The following is a 15,632-nucleotide window of genomic DNA, read 5'->3' on the forward strand; positions in this document are numbered from 1 at the left end:
CAGCTTTCTTATCTATACTCATGAAAAATCGGGCAGCCGTAGTACAATCATTTTCATTTCTGTCATTTCTTCAATCGCATAACGCGGGCCTTCCCGTCCGATGCCGCTGTTTTTTACACCGCCGTAAGGCCAGTGATCAAGTCGGAAGTTGGACGTTCCATTAATAATGACCCCTCCTGCTTCCAGCTGATGAGCAGCCTGGTAGGCCAGATCAATATTCTTGGTAAAAATACCGGTTTGCAGGCCGAAATCGGAATCGTTGGCTTCGGCAATTGCATCATCGAATTCTTTATAAGGCACGAGGCTGACGATCGGTCCGAATACTTCGCTGTAAATAACCTGGCTGTTTTTGGAAGGATTTTTCAGCAGTGTCGGCTCCATTGTTGCCCCGGATTGATTCCCTCCAAACATTACTTCTGCTCCGCTGCTTACTGCTTCTGTTACCCAGGAATGAATGCGTCCTGCTGCATTGGTGTCGACCAGTGACCCGATATCGGTTTCCATGTCGAGAGGATCTCCTACTTTAAGCTGGCTGACCTGTTTCTGCAGAAGCTCTGCAAACTGATCCAGTACCTTTTCCTGAACGTAGACACGCTGCACGGAAATGCAGCTTTGACCGGAATTGCTGTAGCCGGTTTTCGCGCACATCGCTGCAGCCTTTTCCAGATCTGCATCTTCATGGACAATCGTTGCTGCATTGCCCCCCAGTTCAAGCAGTACCTTTTTCATGCCGGCTAAGCTGCAGATATTCTCAGCTGCTACAGTGCCGCCTGTAAACGAGATAACGCTTACACGTTTGTCGCTGACAATCTGCTGTCCTGTTTCTACTCCGCCAAGAACCATCTGCACGGCCTCTTCTGGAAAGCCTGCTCTAAGAAGGAGGTCAACAAAAGAGGTCGCAATTAGTGTCGTCTGCGGAGCCGGCTTCAAAATCGTCGTGTTGCCGCCTGCAAAAGCGGGACCGATTTTGTGGCACACGAGGTTCAATGGCGCATTAAAAGGAGTAATAGCTGCGATAACGCCTACCGGAACCCGGTGCGTGGAGGCAATCGTATTCTCTCCCCGGACTGATGCATCTCCTGGAATCGTTTCCCCGTGAAGTCGTTTGGCCTCTTCTCCGGATAATTCGAGCGTTTCTATCGATCTTGATACCTCATCTATCGTGTTTTTCATTGGTTTGCCAAGCTCTTTTGCAATAAGTCTCGCAAATTCCTGCTTTTCTTCTTCTAGAAGGGCCGCTGCTTGTTTTAAAATAGCTGCTCGCCTGCCGGATGAAATGGCTCTTATTTTCCCTCTTGATGCGTAAGCGGTTGCAAGAGATTGTTCGACATCTGCCTCTTCGGCAATATATTGTTCTCCTATCGTTTCCTGCGAATAAGGGCTAATGATTGGTGTGGTTTCGCGGCTGCCTGAGAGCCATTCCCCATTCACGAACGGCATTGCTTTTAATTGAGTCATATCCTTCATCCTCTCGCATTGGATCGATCTACTAGATCGATCTAGCAATTTAATTATAGAGTAACTTATTTTCCTGGAGAAGAGAAGGGTTTTCTTCTCTTCTTGGAAAATAGAATGCTTGCCATATTTTAAAAACCTATTGCAGAGCGGTTTCCACGCTTCTCACTAAATCGATTGGAATTTGTCCTGGAGCCGAACTGCTACTGCCGACGGCAAATGTAAGAACCGATCCATACTGCCAGCCGGTCAGCCGGGTAATGCCTCCCATTTTTCCCATTGCCATTGTAATAATCGGGATATTCAATGATCCGGAGGCTTCTTCTGTTACGGACAGCACATTCAGCACATCTGTATTTTTCTGAGGCATAACGGCGAGCTTGCCGAAGTCCGGGCTGCTCTTTTCCATATCTTTTAAAATCCGGAGCATCTCCTCTGGCTTCGGCGTCTCCTGGAAATTATGGTAGGACAGAATAGACTTTACCTCGTTTTCCCTGCAGGCTTGTTGTACCTGTTCCACCTGGTCTTTGTGATTGCTTAATTCATAATCGATGGCGCTGACTGTATGAGATGCAGCCACCTGTTTAATCAGTTCTATTTTACCTTCCTCTTCTAAATCAATAGTCTCTCCGCCTTCATGAATAGAACGGATCGTAAATATAATGGGAAGAACCCCTGCTCGTTCTCTAATATAAGAAGCGATATCCAGCACCTGCTTTGTATCAGCCAGCGTGTCCAGATGATCGGCCCGCCATTCCAGCACGTCCGGCTGTTTCGGCAGGATAATATCAAGTTCCCCGCCCAATTGTTCTTTCGTTTTACCTACCAATGCGGTACATACATTGGATTTATATTTCTGCAGATCAAGAGTCTGTGCTTTTGTTGTCATTTTATGTGTTCCTCCTCTTCGATTTGAGCTTTATGACGTGTCTGCTGTTTTTTATATCCTAGTCTAACAGATATTTCTTCAGCGCTTTTTTGGATTGTATCCTTAAGCCTCTCGTCATTTAACGGATGAAACCGCTGTGAAGGGCCGGACACGCTCAGCGCGGCCTCCAGCTTTCCACTTCTGTTAAAGATGCCGGCTGAGGCAGCCGCTGTTCCTGCTTCCCGCTCATCAACACTTACTGAATAATTAAGCTGTTTTATGAGAGCCAGCTCCTCATTCAGTCTTTTCTCCTCAGCTAACGCTTCAGCTGTAATGACTTTCTGCTGATAGGAAGAATCTTCAGCTGCAAGCAGCATTTTCCCGCCGGCTCCTACACTTAAAGGAAGCTGCTGCCCTATTTTAATCATATGGCGGACCGACTGTCTGCTTTCAAACTGCTGGATACAGACCCTGGCATCGTCATCACGAATATAAAGGTTGACCGTTTCATTTGTTTGATCACGCAGACAGCTCATCACCGGTTCTGCGATTGTTTTTAATTCCATTGAAGCACTCGCCGCGTGCCCGATAAAATAAGCCTGGCGTCCCAGACGATATTTAGAGGTGGAGGCATTCTTTTCAATGAAGTCATTATATTCCAGCGTATGAAGCAGCCGGGAGGTCGTTGATTTTGTAAGATTAACATCTTTTGCTATTTCGGTAAGAGTCATCTGCTGTTTGTCTTTTGTAAAGCTGTTTAGGATGTCGATCCCCCGCTGCAGCGAGCGGATGATTGGTACATCTCCCTCCATTTTTCCGCCTCCCTCTATATAAAACCCAAGCTATTATTTAGTTTATCGGAAACGAGCGGATGCTGTAACTAATTTTCCATTTTTTTCTGCACTTCCTTTAAGAGTTTCATTTGATGAAACAAATTTCCACTGGACGAAACTATAATTTTATATTATCATTTTATGTAATCGCTTTCAACTATTAATTTTTTACGGTGGACAAAGGGGAATATCTTCTCAATCGTTCAGGTTGATTCAAGCGGCCTCGATATTACGTATGAAAAGGAGAGATTATGACATGAAAAAAGAAATAATGCGTTCTAAACTGCTAATGCTCTCGCTTCCTGTTTTTGCACTAGCTGCCTGCGGAGGCAATGACAATGCAGGAGATGGTGACTCTTTTCCTGATCAGGACATTAATGGAATTATTCAATGGGGAGAAGGCGGAGCAACAGATAATATTTCCCGTACCCTTGCCCCCCTGGCTGAAGAGGAGCTTGGCGCAAGTATGGTAATGCAGAACCGTGAAGGGGCGAGCGGTGCTACCGGCGCACAGTATGTTTATGACCAGCCGGATGATGGCTACACCCTTTTATTCGGCGCGGAAAATCCTAACCTGTACCCTGTACTAGGCATTTCTGATCTGGATTATGTAAACGATTTTCAGCCCGTGTCCATTATTGGACAGAGCTACGCAGGCGTTGTTGTATCGGAAGACTCGGAATTTGAAACAATGGAAGATTTAGTGGATCATGCCCGTGAAAACCCGGATGATTTAACTATGGGAACTTCAGGGGAAGGCGGTCTTCCACACGTAGCCGGGGCTATGCTTCAGGCGGAGCTTGATACCCAGTTTAATACCGTTCCATATGACGGTGATGGTCCATTGGCAACGGCTTTGTTAGGAGATGAAATAGATGTAACGGTTCTTGCCGTGTCTGCAGCCCAGGAATATGTAGAGTCTGGAGACTTCAGAATGCTCTCTGTTATTAATGATGAAGAACTTGAGGCTACCGGTGATACACCAGCTATCAGCGACATTTATCCGGAACTTGAGCAGTATCTGCCATGGGGACCGTTCCAGGGAGTATTTGTTTCAGCTGACACTCCGGAGGATGTAGTAGAAACGCTGGCGGATGGTTTTGAAGCAGCGCAGGAAGACGAAGAATTCCAGAGCACCCTGGAAAGTCTTGGCGTGGATCCTTTAAATCTTAGAGGAGAGGAAGCGCAGGAATTTGTAGAACAGAATCAATCTACTTCAACCTGGATGCTTGAGGATGCTGGAGAAACAGAAACGTCTCCTGAAGAGTTTGATATTCCAAGAGTAGACGAATAAGCTGGGAGGATTGCGGAATATGGCTGTATGGAAAGCATCAGCGCCGGGCTTTATTATGGGTATTGTCAGTATCCTGATTTTTTCCCAGGCGCTTCTAATGGAAGGCCAGTCCATTGTTGATCCATCGAGCGGGAGCTTCTTCCCCGCTCTTATTTCCTTTATTATGTTCGGCACGAGTTTATGGACTATTTATCAATCAAATAAGTCGAGACGCTCTGCTTCTGATCTATCCTCTGAGGAAGTAGATGAATCAGAATTAGAGGAAGACCGTGAACCATTTTCAAAAAAAGACTACACGTTTATTCTATTGTATTTTGCTATAGTCGTTCTATTTGTATTACTGCTTCCACTACTATCTTTTTTCCCGGCCGCATTTATCTTTCTTGCAGCAAGCATGCTTTATCTAAGAAATGTAAGCTGGAAGCTTAACATAGCTGTGTCCGTTGTTTCCGTAACTGTTATCTTTTTTCTCTTTTCTGAATTTTTTAATATTGTGTTTCCTTAAGAAGGAGAATTTCTATGGAAAATATTCAACAATTTCTAGTTCCATTTTTCAGTATCGAACTATTGCTGCTCGTAGCTTTAGGTACGCTCGCGGGAATATTCGTGGGAGCCATTCCCGGTCTGTCCGTAACGATGGCCGTAGCTCTGCTTTTATCTCTCACATACACGTGGGATCTGCTTCCGGCTCTGGCTCTTATGCTGGGCGTTTACTACGGGGGCGTGTTCGGCGGGTCGCGGGCTGCTATTCTCGTAAATATGCCGGGTTCGCCCTCCTCTGTCGCCACCTCATTTGACGGCTATCCGCTCTCGAAAATGGGCGAAGCCAGAATGGCTTTAACTCTTACTACCGTTTTCTCCTTTTAGGTGGAGTTATAGGTGTGATTGTCCTTGCCACAGCTGCTCCTATTGTTGCCACTTTTGCTATTCAGTTCGGGCAGATTGATTACTTTCTTTTGGCCATGCTGGGACTGCTGTTAATAGGAAGCCTCAGCTCCGGCTCTCTAGCCAAAGGAGTGTTCGCTGCCGGTGCAGGTATTATTATCGGCCTCGTAGGAATGGACAGTATGGGAAGCGGCGCACGCTTTACATTCGGTTCGCTGCAGCTCATGAACGGCATCGATTTTGTCGTGGCTATTCTGGGCCTGTTCGGAATGTCGGAAATTTTGTATCAGCTGAAAACAGTAGATAAGACCGGCACGAAGGCAACCTTAAAAAAAATGGCGTTCCCGCCGCTGCGCTTCCTCTTGTCTTTCCTGCCTTTATCGATGCGTGTTTCTGTAATGGGCGTGCTTATCGGTGCACTCCCGGGCGCGGGTGGGGAAATAGCTGCACTGCTGGCATATGACCACGCGAAAAAACGGTTAAAAAGCCTAACCGTCCTTTCGGAAAAGGTTCCTACGCCGGAGTTATTGCCCCGGAAGCCGGAAACAACGCTGCTATCGGCGGTGCCTTAATTCTCTGCTTACTTTAGGAATACCAGGAGATGCGGTTACCGCCATATTTATTGGCGCCTTATTCATCCATGGCCTGCAGCCGGGACCATTGTTGATGGAACAAAGCGGCGATGTGTTCTGGATGATGGTGGGTTCTTCTTTATTAGCCAACGTGTTTCTACTTATTTTCGGACTGCTTGTCGTTTCCCTGTTTGTACGTATCGTTACCATTCCTAAACAGGTACTGCTGCCGATTATTGCAGTCATTACTGTTATCGGCGCATATGCATTGAACAACAGCGTAACCGACGTCTATTGGATGCTGGGTTTTGGACTTGTCGGCTTTTTTATGAAAGTACACAAGTTCTCTGTGGCTCCATTAGTGCTCGGCATCATTTTAGGTCCTCTCATTGATACTTCGTTTCGGCGGGCGTACATGGGAGCCTCCGGTCCGGCCGACTTTCTTTCCGGGTTTGTTAATTCGCCGATCAGCCTTATTTTAACCATCTTTTTCATCTTTACTCTCTTATCGCAGACCGCGCTCTATACGAAAATCAACGCAAGTTCCTGAAGAAAAAATAGTCCAGCAGTAAACAATATGGAAAATCCGTGAGATAATAGACGTTATCCGGCGGATTTTCTTTTTGATCCGCTGCAGCTGTAATTACGGGGAGGAGACCATGAGGCCAGTCATTATTGCACTATATTCCAGTTTAATACTTATCTACACGATTTCCCGCTTTTGGGAAACGCCGTTTTTATTTTATACAACAGGCGTTCTCGCCGTTTTATCGCTGGCCGCAGCCTCTTTACATGCAACCGGTCTTTATAAAAATCCGGTCTGGTCTTTCTCATATTGGCTTCCATATTGTTCTTCTATAACGGCTCTCCCTGGTCCTCTTTCCTTTTATATTTTGATTCCATGATCGGAATATTATCCCTGTTTTTTGTTCTGCCTTTTTTAAATTCGATTATACGTGCCGGCCAGTATGACACAAGCCTGCGCCGGCTATTGCAGAATGGTGTTAAAGACGTGCACACGCTGTACACACGCAGTTTTATGATTTCACATTTTCTGGGACTCTTTTTGAACATCGCTACCGTGTCTCTTGTTCATCGAACGTTAAAGCCGTCGCTTTCTGGAATGAAAACGAAAATGGCAGAAATATTCTATACCCGCAGCATTCTGCGCGGCTATGCGCTTTGTCTTGTATGGAGCCCCATTGAAATTATGGTCATTATTTCACTTGATTTAACGGGTTTTACCTATATTAATGTCGTACCGTTTCTTATCCCGCTCGTGCTGCTGATGTTTTTATCCGACTGGATATTTTCCCGCAGGCAATACAAGGGGATGCCCCTCGTGATGGAGAGCAGCGGAAGCATTCCTTTTAATAAAATTATCAAAAAAACCGCGCAGATGATGGGGATGCTCTTTGTGCTCGTGCTGACTGCTACGCTTTTTGAATATTTATTCGAGCAGGGATTTTTGTTTTCCGTTGTTATTTCTATTATTCCAATTGCTTTTATATGGGCGCTTCTGATCAATAGGCGCAGACGTTATTTGAATATTGCCGTTCCCGTTTTTAAGGTTCGCACCTTCTCTTTATCCAATTATTTCTTCATGTTTTTAAGCGCCGGCTTTTTTGTGGAAATGCTGTCTAGCTCCCCCTTTATTTCTTATTTGGAGATGGTCTTTCTTGCCAATACCGGCCATGAACTGTTGTTGTTCGGATTAATCGGTTTGTATTTTATTCTGGCTTCTTTCAGCGGGTTTCATCCGCTCGTATCTATTGCTTTACTCGGGGAAGTATTATCTCCTGTAATGGCCGATATTGCCTCGATCCCGCTGGCGCTCGTTTTAATTACTTCCAGTCTCGCGACAGCCATTTACAGTCCGTATAATTTGTCCGTATCGCTTTTGGCCGGGCAGATGAACCTTGTCCCTTTCCGGCTCAGTTTATGGAATTTCCCATTTTCTCTTTACTTTATTGTTTCAAGTATTCTGATTGCCTACGGCCTTACTTATGTTCTTTAAACTCACTCTGTAAAATAAAAAACAGACGATAAATCTGGATATGTACACTATAGACGAACAAACGTCCTCCCGATATACTAACTATATCCATTCTGTTACGTATAAGGAGAAGAACCTATGTCGTCGACCATTATTATCTACTTGATTATTGTCTGTCTTGCCACTCTATTAAGTTCTTTTCTTTCTATTTTCGGATTGCTGCGGTTCCGGAACGCTCCGGGCGGGCGGTTTTATATCATCGTAACCGCTCTATCTGCTTTCTTTACCTTTTCCTATGCCATGGAAATTTACAGCGTCACCTATGAAGGAATGCGTTTTTGGCTCCGTATGGAATATATTGCCCTGCCGCTTCTGCCTGTTTTTATTCTGCTCATGGCAGTAGAATACTGCGGGCATAAAATAAAGCTGTGGATGTCTTGTCTTGTGTTAATTATCCCTGTCATCACTATTATTATGCAGAACACAAACGAACTGCATTACATGTACTACACTTCTATGGGAGTACTTGTTAATAGCCCGTTTTCGGTTATCTATTTGCAGCATGGTCCTTTTTATATGCTGCACACCGTGTTTTTTTACAGCTGTGTCTGCATCAGCATTGTGCTCCTGTTCCTGCAGCTTCGGAAACTGGTTAAACCTTTTCGAAAGCAGACCTATTTAATGATTGTCGGTCTTATTGTACCGGGCATCGGCGGATTTTTAAATATTGTAAATAACGGTGCCGGCAGCATCGACATGGTACCTGTATTTATGAGCCTGTCTTTTGTGTTTCATGGACTTGCGCTTACTTCCCTGCGTATGTTTGACGTCGCACCGATCGCAAGGGATATTGTGTTTGAAAGCATTGAGCAGGGAGTTCTTGTGCTTAATGATAACGATATTATTATTGATTATAATACTTCCTTTACGAATCTTCCTCTCGTTGTGCCCGACACGCTTATCGGCCATTCGATACAAAAGGTGCTGAGCAGGCATAAGGATCTTATTGCTGTGGTAGAGCAAGGAGAAGAATGTGATTTTTCGCTGCAGTTAAAAGAGCAGCTTATTTCCCTGCACGTTCGTTTCTCTCCCGTTACCGATAAAAACAGCTATCGCGCCGGAACCGTTGTTACCTTTCTGGATGTGACAGAGCGTGTCGCGATGGAGGAAACATTAAAGCATATGGCCAGCACCGACGGCCTTACCCAAATATATAACCGGACGTTTTTCTCCGAACAGGTCCAAAACAGCTTGACCTTGCCTCAGGCTCCTCCAGACCAGGCAGCACTTATCTTATTTGATATCGATTTCTTTAAACAGGTAAATGATACATATGGCCATGATGCCGGAGACCAGGTGCTTATGAGTATTGCCCGTGTAATTAAAAGCAGCCTGCGTCCGTCTGACATTGCCGGCCGCTACGGAGGAGAAGAATTTATTATGTACATGCCCGGCGCTTCAAAAGCTGAAGCTGTAGAAACCGCCCACACCCTGCGTCTGGGCATTGAAAAGCATATCATTAGAACGGATAACATCGATATTCAAGTAACCTCTAGTTTCGGTATCGCCCACACGGTGCTTGAAAAGCCCGTGAATGGAACACAGGCTCTAAGCGATTTAACTAAAAAAGCGGACCTGGCCCTTTACGAAGCCAAGCAGGAAGGTCGTAACTGCGTGCGCGTCTTTAAACACCCTCAGCCTGAATCAGCCGGCTCTCGATAAGAAATCTCATCAATTGGATATTTCACCTCCTTTTTACTATTATTATAGGAATAACCATACCATTCGATATAAAGATTGTTTATACTATAAATAGTTCGTTATAACATATGATCCGCACAAAGCTATTTATAGAGGAGGATATATCGATGGGAGAATTAAACATTTATTTGAGCGCGGTTGTCTTCAGCGGCATTCTAAGCCTCGTACTCAGCATATTCGCTATTTATAAAATCAGTGCTTCTCCCGGTGGATTTTATTTTATTCTGGCTACGCTTTTTACCGCCCTTTATGCCTTTGCCCATACTTTTCGATTATCCTCCTCTTCTTTTGAAGATATTCAATCCTGGCTGAACGTGGAATATATATTTATCCCTTTTATCCCTCTTTTTATTTTATTTATGTGCGTCCGCTATGTCGGATTAAAAATACCATCCTGGCTTTTTCAGATGTTGTGCGTCCTCCCTGTGGTTACGGTCTTAATGAAGCAGACAAGCCACCTGCACTCTTACTTCTATGCTTCTGTTTCCTTGGACAACGGCGGACCGTTTGCCGTTCTGGACCTGGTACCGGGTCCGTGGTTCTATGTCCATTCCATTTTTATATTTTTCTGTCTGCTCTGCAGCGTTCTTATTCTGCTGAGACAGCTCCAGAATGTTTCGTCAAAATATAGGGTTCCTACCTTGATAATGGCGGCCGGCATCTGTATTCCTATACTTTCTGGTATTCTTCACATATTTAATATTCAACCTACAGGTCTTGACCTTGCTCCTGTATTTCTCGCCGTTTCCTTTTTATTTCACGGCTTTGCCCTTGTGATGTTTCCCTTTTTCCTGGTTGCACCGATTGCGAGAGATCGGGTGTTTGAAAATATGAAAGAACCGGTTATTGTGCTCAATAAAAGCGATATGATTATAGACTTCACCCGGCCCATGCAAAAGCTGGTGCCCGGACTCTCTGATGATTCCATCGGCAAGGCAGCAGATATTGTACTAGCAGACAGCCCTTATTTTCTTAAAATTATTTATCAGGAAAAAGAAGAGGACTTCACTTGGGAGACCGAAGATACGAATTACCATTTCAATCCACGTTTCTCCTCTATCTATGATAGAAATAATAAGGATGTTGGGAAAATCGTAACGTTGATCGATGTTACGGCGCGGGTGGAAATTGAAAAAGAGTTAAAAGAGCTTGCAACGATTGATTCGCTCACGATGCTTCTTAATAAAGCAGCTTTTATTGAACGTGCAAATGAGGCAAATAGAACATTAAGCCGAAAAGGCGGCTATGTCAGCATGATTATGTTTGATATTGACTTCTTTAAGGAAGTCAATGATACCTTTGGACATGAGGCCGGAGACCGGGCACTTCGCAATGTCGCGCTCACTGCCAGGGACAACCTGAGGGCATCGGATATTATCGGCCGTTTTGGGGGAGAGGAATTTATTATCTGTCTTCCTAATGTTCCATTAAAAACTGCCGTAAAAATTGCGGAGAACCTGCGCCGGAAAATTGCGGAGTCGTCCATCTCGATTAAAGATCAAAGTGTTTCGGTTACATCCAGTTTTGGTGTTGCATCTACCTACACGGCGGCCGGCACCCTGCCTCCTCCGCTCTGCCCCATCGCAGAACAAGCAGACCAGGCTCTTTATAAGGCAAAAAGCCGCGGACGCAATTGCGTGCAGTCGAACCTGCAGCTTGCTCCTTCGCGCCAAACCGAAAAAAAACGGAACCTCTTTTAAATAGAGGTTCCGTTTTTTTCAGCGCTGCTTGTTTTCGAATTCTTCACGTATTCGGCTGAGGCCTTCTGCGGAGCCTGCCACCTCTGCCATGGCGTGCTCCATCTCTTTCATAACCGCGGCAAACGTACCCAGCTCCATTTCAATTTTTTCGTTCTGTCCTTTTGACTCTTTCATCGCTGCCAGAATTTCTGCAAAGTATCGGTCTGTCTCTGCCATGCCATTTGTACCTTCGTGGACAAGGGAGTTGACTTTATCAACGGAATGAGACACATTTTTTACCTGTGCATTGGTTTTGGCAATCAGGTCTGATACAGTCGACGTGGAATGTTTTGTTTGAGTGGAAAGTGCCCGTATTTCATCAGCTACAACGGAGAAACCTTTTCCATGTTCCCCCGCACGCGACGCTTCAATCGCAGCATTAAGTGCCAGCAGGTTGGTTTTCACGGCAATATCCTGAACGATATCGATTACTTCGTTGATCTGCTGGGAAATGACCTGCAGTTCTTTGGAATCCTGCAGGATCGTATCCATGCTTCGTTTAATATAGGCCATGTTTTCACTTTGATGCTCCACCTGGGTTTTCCCGCTTAACGAAGACATTTCCGACTTGTCAGCAAGTTCCGATCCCTGCTGGGCAAGCTTTAGAATATTCTCCGACTGCGCTGTCGTCTGTTTGATGGAAGTGCTTGTTTCTTCGGAAATAGCTGACAGTTCTTCGGAGGTTATATTAACCCGTTCAATAAACGTATCTTTCACTGCTTGATCTGCCATACGAAGCCGTTCATTTTCCTCTTCGTATGCTTCGAGTACAATCTGCTGTTCAAAATTAATGAGCTTGCTTACAATAAGAATAGCCTGCGTTAATTCCTCCCGGCTTTCAATATGCGCTTCGGCTGTTTTAGCCAGTGAATTTAAAAGATCCTGAAATGCCGACATGTACCATTTTGTTTCCAGTCCAATTCGCACATGCGCATGGGCAATACGCTTTCTTTTTGCCAGGAATGTGTCATCAATAACACCATCAAACAGCTCGACAATATGGGATTTCAGCGTGGTTTTCAAACGTTCGACATGGCTGTGTTTTTCAATGATCGCCAGAAGGTTAGGCTGTTTCGTAATATTACCGTAAAACTGCTCGGTGATCCAATCTATGTTTTCTACGATAAGAGGCTTAAGCGATTTTACTATTGTAAGATCTGCTTCGCTTAAATTAATAATATGCAGCTGTCGGTGCATGTCACTGCCCGACGGAATCGATAATGTTCCTTTTCCCTGATAGGCGGGTGCTTGTCCATTTTCTTTTTTTCCTGACCTTCTCAAGCCTGCTATTGTTAGAAATGCCATTCGATTGTCTCCTTTTATCCGCTATAATATGATACATAGTCTTTTTCTTATTATCGGCAGAACGATGAAATATTTTATCTATAGGTATAAAATAATTTACTACTCAGCATCTCAATAGGGAGGACTATATGACAACCAGCTTAAAAAGCATTTACAGCAGCGACTATGTGGAACGTCTTGGTGGTACTCTTTCCAAACTAGCGCCATTTATCTCTCCAGCAGATTTCCGAAGCGCCGTGTATCAGGAGGACTGGGAGCAGCTGGAATTCAAGCAGAGAGTGACACGAATCGCCGAAGCGATGCACCACGTTCTTCCTGATGAGTATCTTGAAGCCCTCGAAATACTCGATCAGGCCGCTCCCTCTTTTCAGGGACTGGAAGGCCTCGCTTTTCCTGAATTTGCAGCACGTTTTGGTCAGGAACACCGGGAACGGTCTCTTCAGGCACTCGAAACGTACACACGCTACTCCACTTCGGAGTTTGCCATCCGCTCTTTTTTAAAAAATGACCTGACCGGCACATTAGCTCAAATGGCGGTCTGGACCAAAAGTCCAAATGAGCATGTCCGCCGTCTGGCAAGCGAAGGCAGCCGCCCTCGGCTGCCGTGGGGCGCAGGAGTTCCCGCGTTAAAAACCGACCCTGAACTCACGCTTCCGCTGCTGGAGGAACTCGCTCTGGATGCGTCTCTCTACGTACAGAAAAGTGTTGCCAATCATTTAAATGACATCTCCAAGACCCACCCTGATTTATTTATTGAAACGGTCACCCGCTGGAATGATACAGGAGGACGCACCAGCTGGATCGTAAAGCATGCGTCCCGTTCTCTATTGAAAAAAGGAGACCCGCGTATTCTAGGTTTGTTTGGATTCTATCCGGGCAGTACAGAAGTATCTGAACTTATGATCGCTCCCCTCACGCCGGCCATTGGGGACAGCGCAGAGTTTTCATTTCTCGTATCAGCCACAGCCCATACGAAAATCCGGGTGGAATTTGCGGTGGATTATGTAAAAAGCAGCGGACGCCGCTCACGGAAAGTGTTTCATGTAACCGAAACACAAATGCCAGCTGATACGCAGCGGCCGTTCATCAAAACCTTGTCTTTCCGGCAGCTGACGACCCGGGTCCATTATCCAGGACGGCATACACTCGCGATTTTGATAAACGGGGAAGAAAAACAAGCAGTGGATTTTGAACTGACAGATCGAGAAAAAGAGCCTCTTCCCTAGGAAGAAGCTCTTTCTATTTAATCTCTCTTATAGACATCATGCGGCTGATCTGTAATAAACATATGGCCCGGTTCATGAGTGATGGCGAACGGTACTTCTGCTTCCAGAAGCGCATTCTGCGGCGTTACGCCGCAGGCCCAGAAGACGGGCACTTCCCCCGGATGAACAGTGACTGCATCGCCGTAATCCGGCTTGGCCAGATCCGTAATGCCAAGCTCGGCAGGGTTCCCAATATGAACGGGCGCTCCATGCACATCAGGGTAACGTGCCGTTACCTGTTCCGCTTTTTGAACGAGTGCTTCGGGGATTGGACGCATGCTCACCACCATACTCCCCTGGAAAGGAAGAGAGGCTTCTGCCGGGATGGAGGTTTTATACATTGGTACATTTCGGTTCTCTTCCATATGACGGACCGGCACCGATTCCTTGAGCAGGGCAGCTTCGAACGTAAAGCTGCAGCCAATGAGAAACGTTACTAAATCCTCTCTCCACAGGTCCGCTATATTTGTACGCTGCTCTACATATATCCCTTTTTTGTATATTCGGTACTTGGGCACATCACTGCGGATATCGGATCCGTCTGCAAGCGAAGAAACATACTGACCTGCGGACATTTCCTCCAGCACCGGACAAGACTTTGGATTGAGGCGCGTGAATTCCCGAAAGGCGGCGGCTTCTCTTTCTGGAAGAATCACTACATTCGTCTGGGTGAAATCCGAAGCCAATCCAGCCGTGGGCCCCATATGTTTCTCGTTTCTTATGTGCCGACGTGCGTCTTCGGCTGACATCATTTGTTGTTTCCTCCTTCTCCTTTCTATCTATTTAATTATTTATACAAATCCGGTACTCTGCTCTTAAATATAGGAACCTCTTCCCTTACCCGTTTCACGCTTTCCAGATCAAGCGTGTTCTGCAGCACTTCCTCTTTATCCGCCGTTCCTTTCGAAAGTACGCCGCCAAACGGTTCTATAAACATCGAGCGCCCGGCAAACGTAGTACCGTTGTAAGATCCTATGCGGTTGCAGGATACAACATACATTTGATTTTCAATGGCCCGGGCTGTACTTAATGTTTCCCAGTGCGCTGCACGTGCTTCCGGCCACTCTGCTGGTATGAATAATACCTGAATGCCCTGCAGGGCCAGATCACGGATAATTTCAGGAAAACGCAGGTCGTAGCAGATGATAATTCCCATTTTTATGCCGTCCAGCTCAAATGCCTGAACTTTGTGCCTGCCGCCGCTCAAGTATTTAGGTTCATCCAGCATGGGCACGAGATGGATTTTATCGTACTCATATACGATGCGTCCTTTTCTATCAATAACAATGGCCCGGTTGTAAATGTTATCGTCTTCTTTCACCGCAATCGAGCCGCCGATAATATGAACGTCATAGTCTGTTGCCAGTTCTTTAAGAAAAGTAACAGAGGGCCCGTCAGCCGGTTCGGCGAGGTCCTTAAGTCTCTCCAGCGCATACGCGGTCGTCCACATTTCCGGCAGCATCACAATGTCTACTCCGTGATTCACATTCCGGTGAAACCAGGCCTTTACTTTTTCTCTATTGCGTGCCGGCTCTCCGGCAATTATATTCATTTGAAAAACAATAATATTCATACATAGTCCCCTCTTTTCACACCTTGTTTATTTAGTTATACCCTCTTCCTTTCTATATAAAAACAGGAGTTCGCCTCTTTATACGG

At 45.6% G+C, this 15,632-nt stretch carries 12 protein-coding genes and 2 pseudogenes; 8 read left to right on the forward strand and 6 right to left on the reverse strand.

Translation table 11 applies throughout. From position 1 onward, the window contains the following. Window positions 1-18: 18 nt before the first annotated feature. The 3 genes from MMY81_RS10445 to MMY81_RS10455 all read right to left on the reverse strand — a co-directional run bounded on the left by MMY81_RS10445 (window position 19) and on the right by MMY81_RS10455 (window position 3,135). Window positions 19-1,458, reverse strand: a complete 1,440-nt coding sequence (locus MMY81_RS10445; protein WP_252312821.1) for an aldehyde dehydrogenase family protein — start codon at window positions 1,456-1,458, stop codon at window positions 19-21. Window positions 1,459-1,594: 136 nt separating this feature from the next. Next, the gene (gene aroD / locus MMY81_RS10450) at window positions 1,595-2,344 is read right to left on the reverse strand and encodes a type I 3-dehydroquinate dehydratase (protein WP_252312822.1); all 750 of its coding nucleotides are present in this window, start codon (window positions 2,342-2,344) and stop codon (window positions 1,595-1,597) included. Then, window positions 2,341-3,135, reverse strand: coding sequence for an IclR family transcriptional regulator (locus tag MMY81_RS10455; RefSeq protein WP_252312823.1), 795 nt, complete (start codon window positions 3,133-3,135; stop codon window positions 2,341-2,343). The genes aroD and MMY81_RS10455 overlap by 4 nt, the downstream gene beginning before the upstream one ends. Window positions 3,136-3,412: 277 nt before the next feature. On the opposite strand from MMY81_RS10455, the gene MMY81_RS10460 reads away from it, so the two are divergent. The 7 genes and pseudogenes from MMY81_RS10460 to MMY81_RS10490 all read left to right on the forward strand — a co-directional run bounded on the left by MMY81_RS10460 (window position 3,413) and on the right by MMY81_RS10490 (window position 11,364). Further along, window positions 3,413-4,450 (forward strand): Bug family tripartite tricarboxylate transporter substrate binding protein, encoded by a 1,038-nt coding sequence (locus MMY81_RS10460; protein WP_252312824.1) that lies wholly within the window; start codon window positions 3,413-3,415, stop codon window positions 4,448-4,450. A gap of 19 nt (window positions 4,451-4,469) precedes the next feature. Further along, window positions 4,470-4,955, forward strand: coding sequence for a tripartite tricarboxylate transporter TctB family protein (locus MMY81_RS10465; RefSeq protein WP_252312825.1), 486 nt, complete (start codon window positions 4,470-4,472; stop codon window positions 4,953-4,955). A gap of 14 nt (window positions 4,956-4,969) precedes the next feature. Further along, window positions 4,970-5,907 (forward strand): annotated as a pseudogene (locus tag MMY81_RS10470) (tripartite tricarboxylate transporter permease). Further along, a pseudogene (locus MMY81_RS10475) lies at window positions 5,862-6,457 on the forward strand (tripartite tricarboxylate transporter permease). Before MMY81_RS10470 ends, MMY81_RS10475 begins: the two co-directional pseudogenes overlap by 46 nt. A 351-nt stretch (window positions 6,458-6,808) precedes the next feature. Further along, window positions 6,809-7,924, forward strand: a complete 1,116-nt coding sequence (locus MMY81_RS10480) for a hypothetical protein (RefSeq protein ID WP_252312826.1) — start codon at window positions 6,809-6,811, stop codon at window positions 7,922-7,924. Window positions 7,925-8,041: 117 nt separating this feature from the next. After that, complete coding sequence (locus tag MMY81_RS10485) at window positions 8,042-9,625, forward strand: histidine kinase N-terminal 7TM domain-containing diguanylate cyclase (RefSeq protein ID WP_252312827.1); 1,584 nt, start codon at window positions 8,042-8,044, stop codon at window positions 9,623-9,625. A 146-nt stretch (window positions 9,626-9,771) separates the two neighbouring features. Continuing rightward, complete coding sequence (locus MMY81_RS10490) at window positions 9,772-11,364, forward strand: histidine kinase N-terminal 7TM domain-containing diguanylate cyclase (RefSeq protein ID WP_252312828.1); 1,593 nt, start codon at window positions 9,772-9,774, stop codon at window positions 11,362-11,364. Between the two features lie 18 nt (window positions 11,365-11,382). On the opposite strand, the gene MMY81_RS10495 is transcribed toward MMY81_RS10490, so the two are convergent. Beyond that, a complete protein-coding gene (locus tag MMY81_RS10495) occupies window positions 11,383-12,708 on the reverse strand; it encodes a globin-coupled sensor protein (RefSeq protein WP_252312829.1) in 1,326 nt (441 codons plus the stop codon). A gap of 128 nt (window positions 12,709-12,836) precedes the next feature. On the opposite strand from MMY81_RS10495, the gene MMY81_RS10500 reads away from it, so the two are divergent. Continuing rightward, on the forward strand, window positions 12,837-13,934 hold the full coding sequence (locus tag MMY81_RS10500) for a DNA alkylation repair protein (protein WP_252312830.1): 1,098 nt from the start codon (window positions 12,837-12,839) through the stop codon (window positions 13,932-13,934). A 17-nt stretch (window positions 13,935-13,951) separates the two neighbouring features. Here MMY81_RS10500 and MMY81_RS10505 read toward each other — a convergent pair whose 3' ends face one another. Next, on the reverse strand, window positions 13,952-14,725 hold the full coding sequence (locus MMY81_RS10505) for a putative hydro-lyase (RefSeq protein WP_252312831.1): 774 nt from the start codon (window positions 14,723-14,725) through the stop codon (window positions 13,952-13,954). Window positions 14,726-14,760: 35 nt separating this feature from the next. Further along, the gene (locus tag MMY81_RS10510) at window positions 14,761-15,546 is read right to left on the reverse strand and encodes a carbon-nitrogen family hydrolase (RefSeq protein ID WP_252312832.1); all 786 of its coding nucleotides are present in this window, start codon (window positions 15,544-15,546) and stop codon (window positions 14,761-14,763) included. Between the last annotated feature and the right edge of the window lie 86 nt (window positions 15,547-15,632).

The sequence above is a fragment of the Sinobaca sp. H24 genome, from assembly GCF_023845525.1.

What these genes read in the sequence shown, in the direction of transcription:
- MMY81_RS10455 (WP_252312823.1), bottom strand. Translation starts at nt 3,135, where the DNA reads ATGGAGGGAGATGTACCAATCATCCGCTCGCTGCAGCGGGGGATCGAC.
- MMY81_RS10465 (WP_252312825.1), top strand. Translation starts at nt 4,470, where the DNA reads ATGGCTGTATGGAAAGCATCAGCGCCGGGCTTTATTATGGGTATTGTC.
- MMY81_RS10505 (WP_252312831.1), bottom strand. Translation starts at nt 14,725, where the DNA reads ATGATGTCAGCCGAAGACGCACGTCGGCACATAAGAAACGAGAAACAT.
- aroD (WP_252312822.1), bottom strand. Translation starts at nt 2,344, where the DNA reads ATGACAACAAAAGCACAGACTCTTGATCTGCAGAAATATAAATCCAAT.
- MMY81_RS10445 (WP_252312821.1), bottom strand. Translation starts at nt 1,458, where the DNA reads ATGACTCAATTAAAAGCAATGCCGTTCGTGAATGGGGAATGGCTCTCA.
- MMY81_RS10490 (WP_252312828.1), top strand. Translation starts at nt 9,772, where the DNA reads ATGGGAGAATTAAACATTTATTTGAGCGCGGTTGTCTTCAGCGGCATT.
- MMY81_RS10485 (WP_252312827.1), top strand. Translation starts at nt 8,042, where the DNA reads ATGTCGTCGACCATTATTATCTACTTGATTATTGTCTGTCTTGCCACT.
- MMY81_RS10510 (WP_252312832.1), bottom strand. Translation starts at nt 15,546, where the DNA reads ATGAATATTATTGTTTTTCAAATGAATATAATTGCCGGAGAGCCGGCA.
- MMY81_RS10495 (WP_252312829.1), bottom strand. Translation starts at nt 12,708, where the DNA reads ATGGCATTTCTAACAATAGCAGGCTTGAGAAGGTCAGGAAAAAAAGAA.
- MMY81_RS10480 (WP_252312826.1), top strand. Translation starts at nt 6,809, where the DNA reads ATGATCGGAATATTATCCCTGTTTTTTGTTCTGCCTTTTTTAAATTCG.
- MMY81_RS10460 (WP_252312824.1), top strand. Translation starts at nt 3,413, where the DNA reads ATGAAAAAAGAAATAATGCGTTCTAAACTGCTAATGCTCTCGCTTCCT.
- MMY81_RS10500 (WP_252312830.1), top strand. Translation starts at nt 12,837, where the DNA reads ATGACAACCAGCTTAAAAAGCATTTACAGCAGCGACTATGTGGAACGT.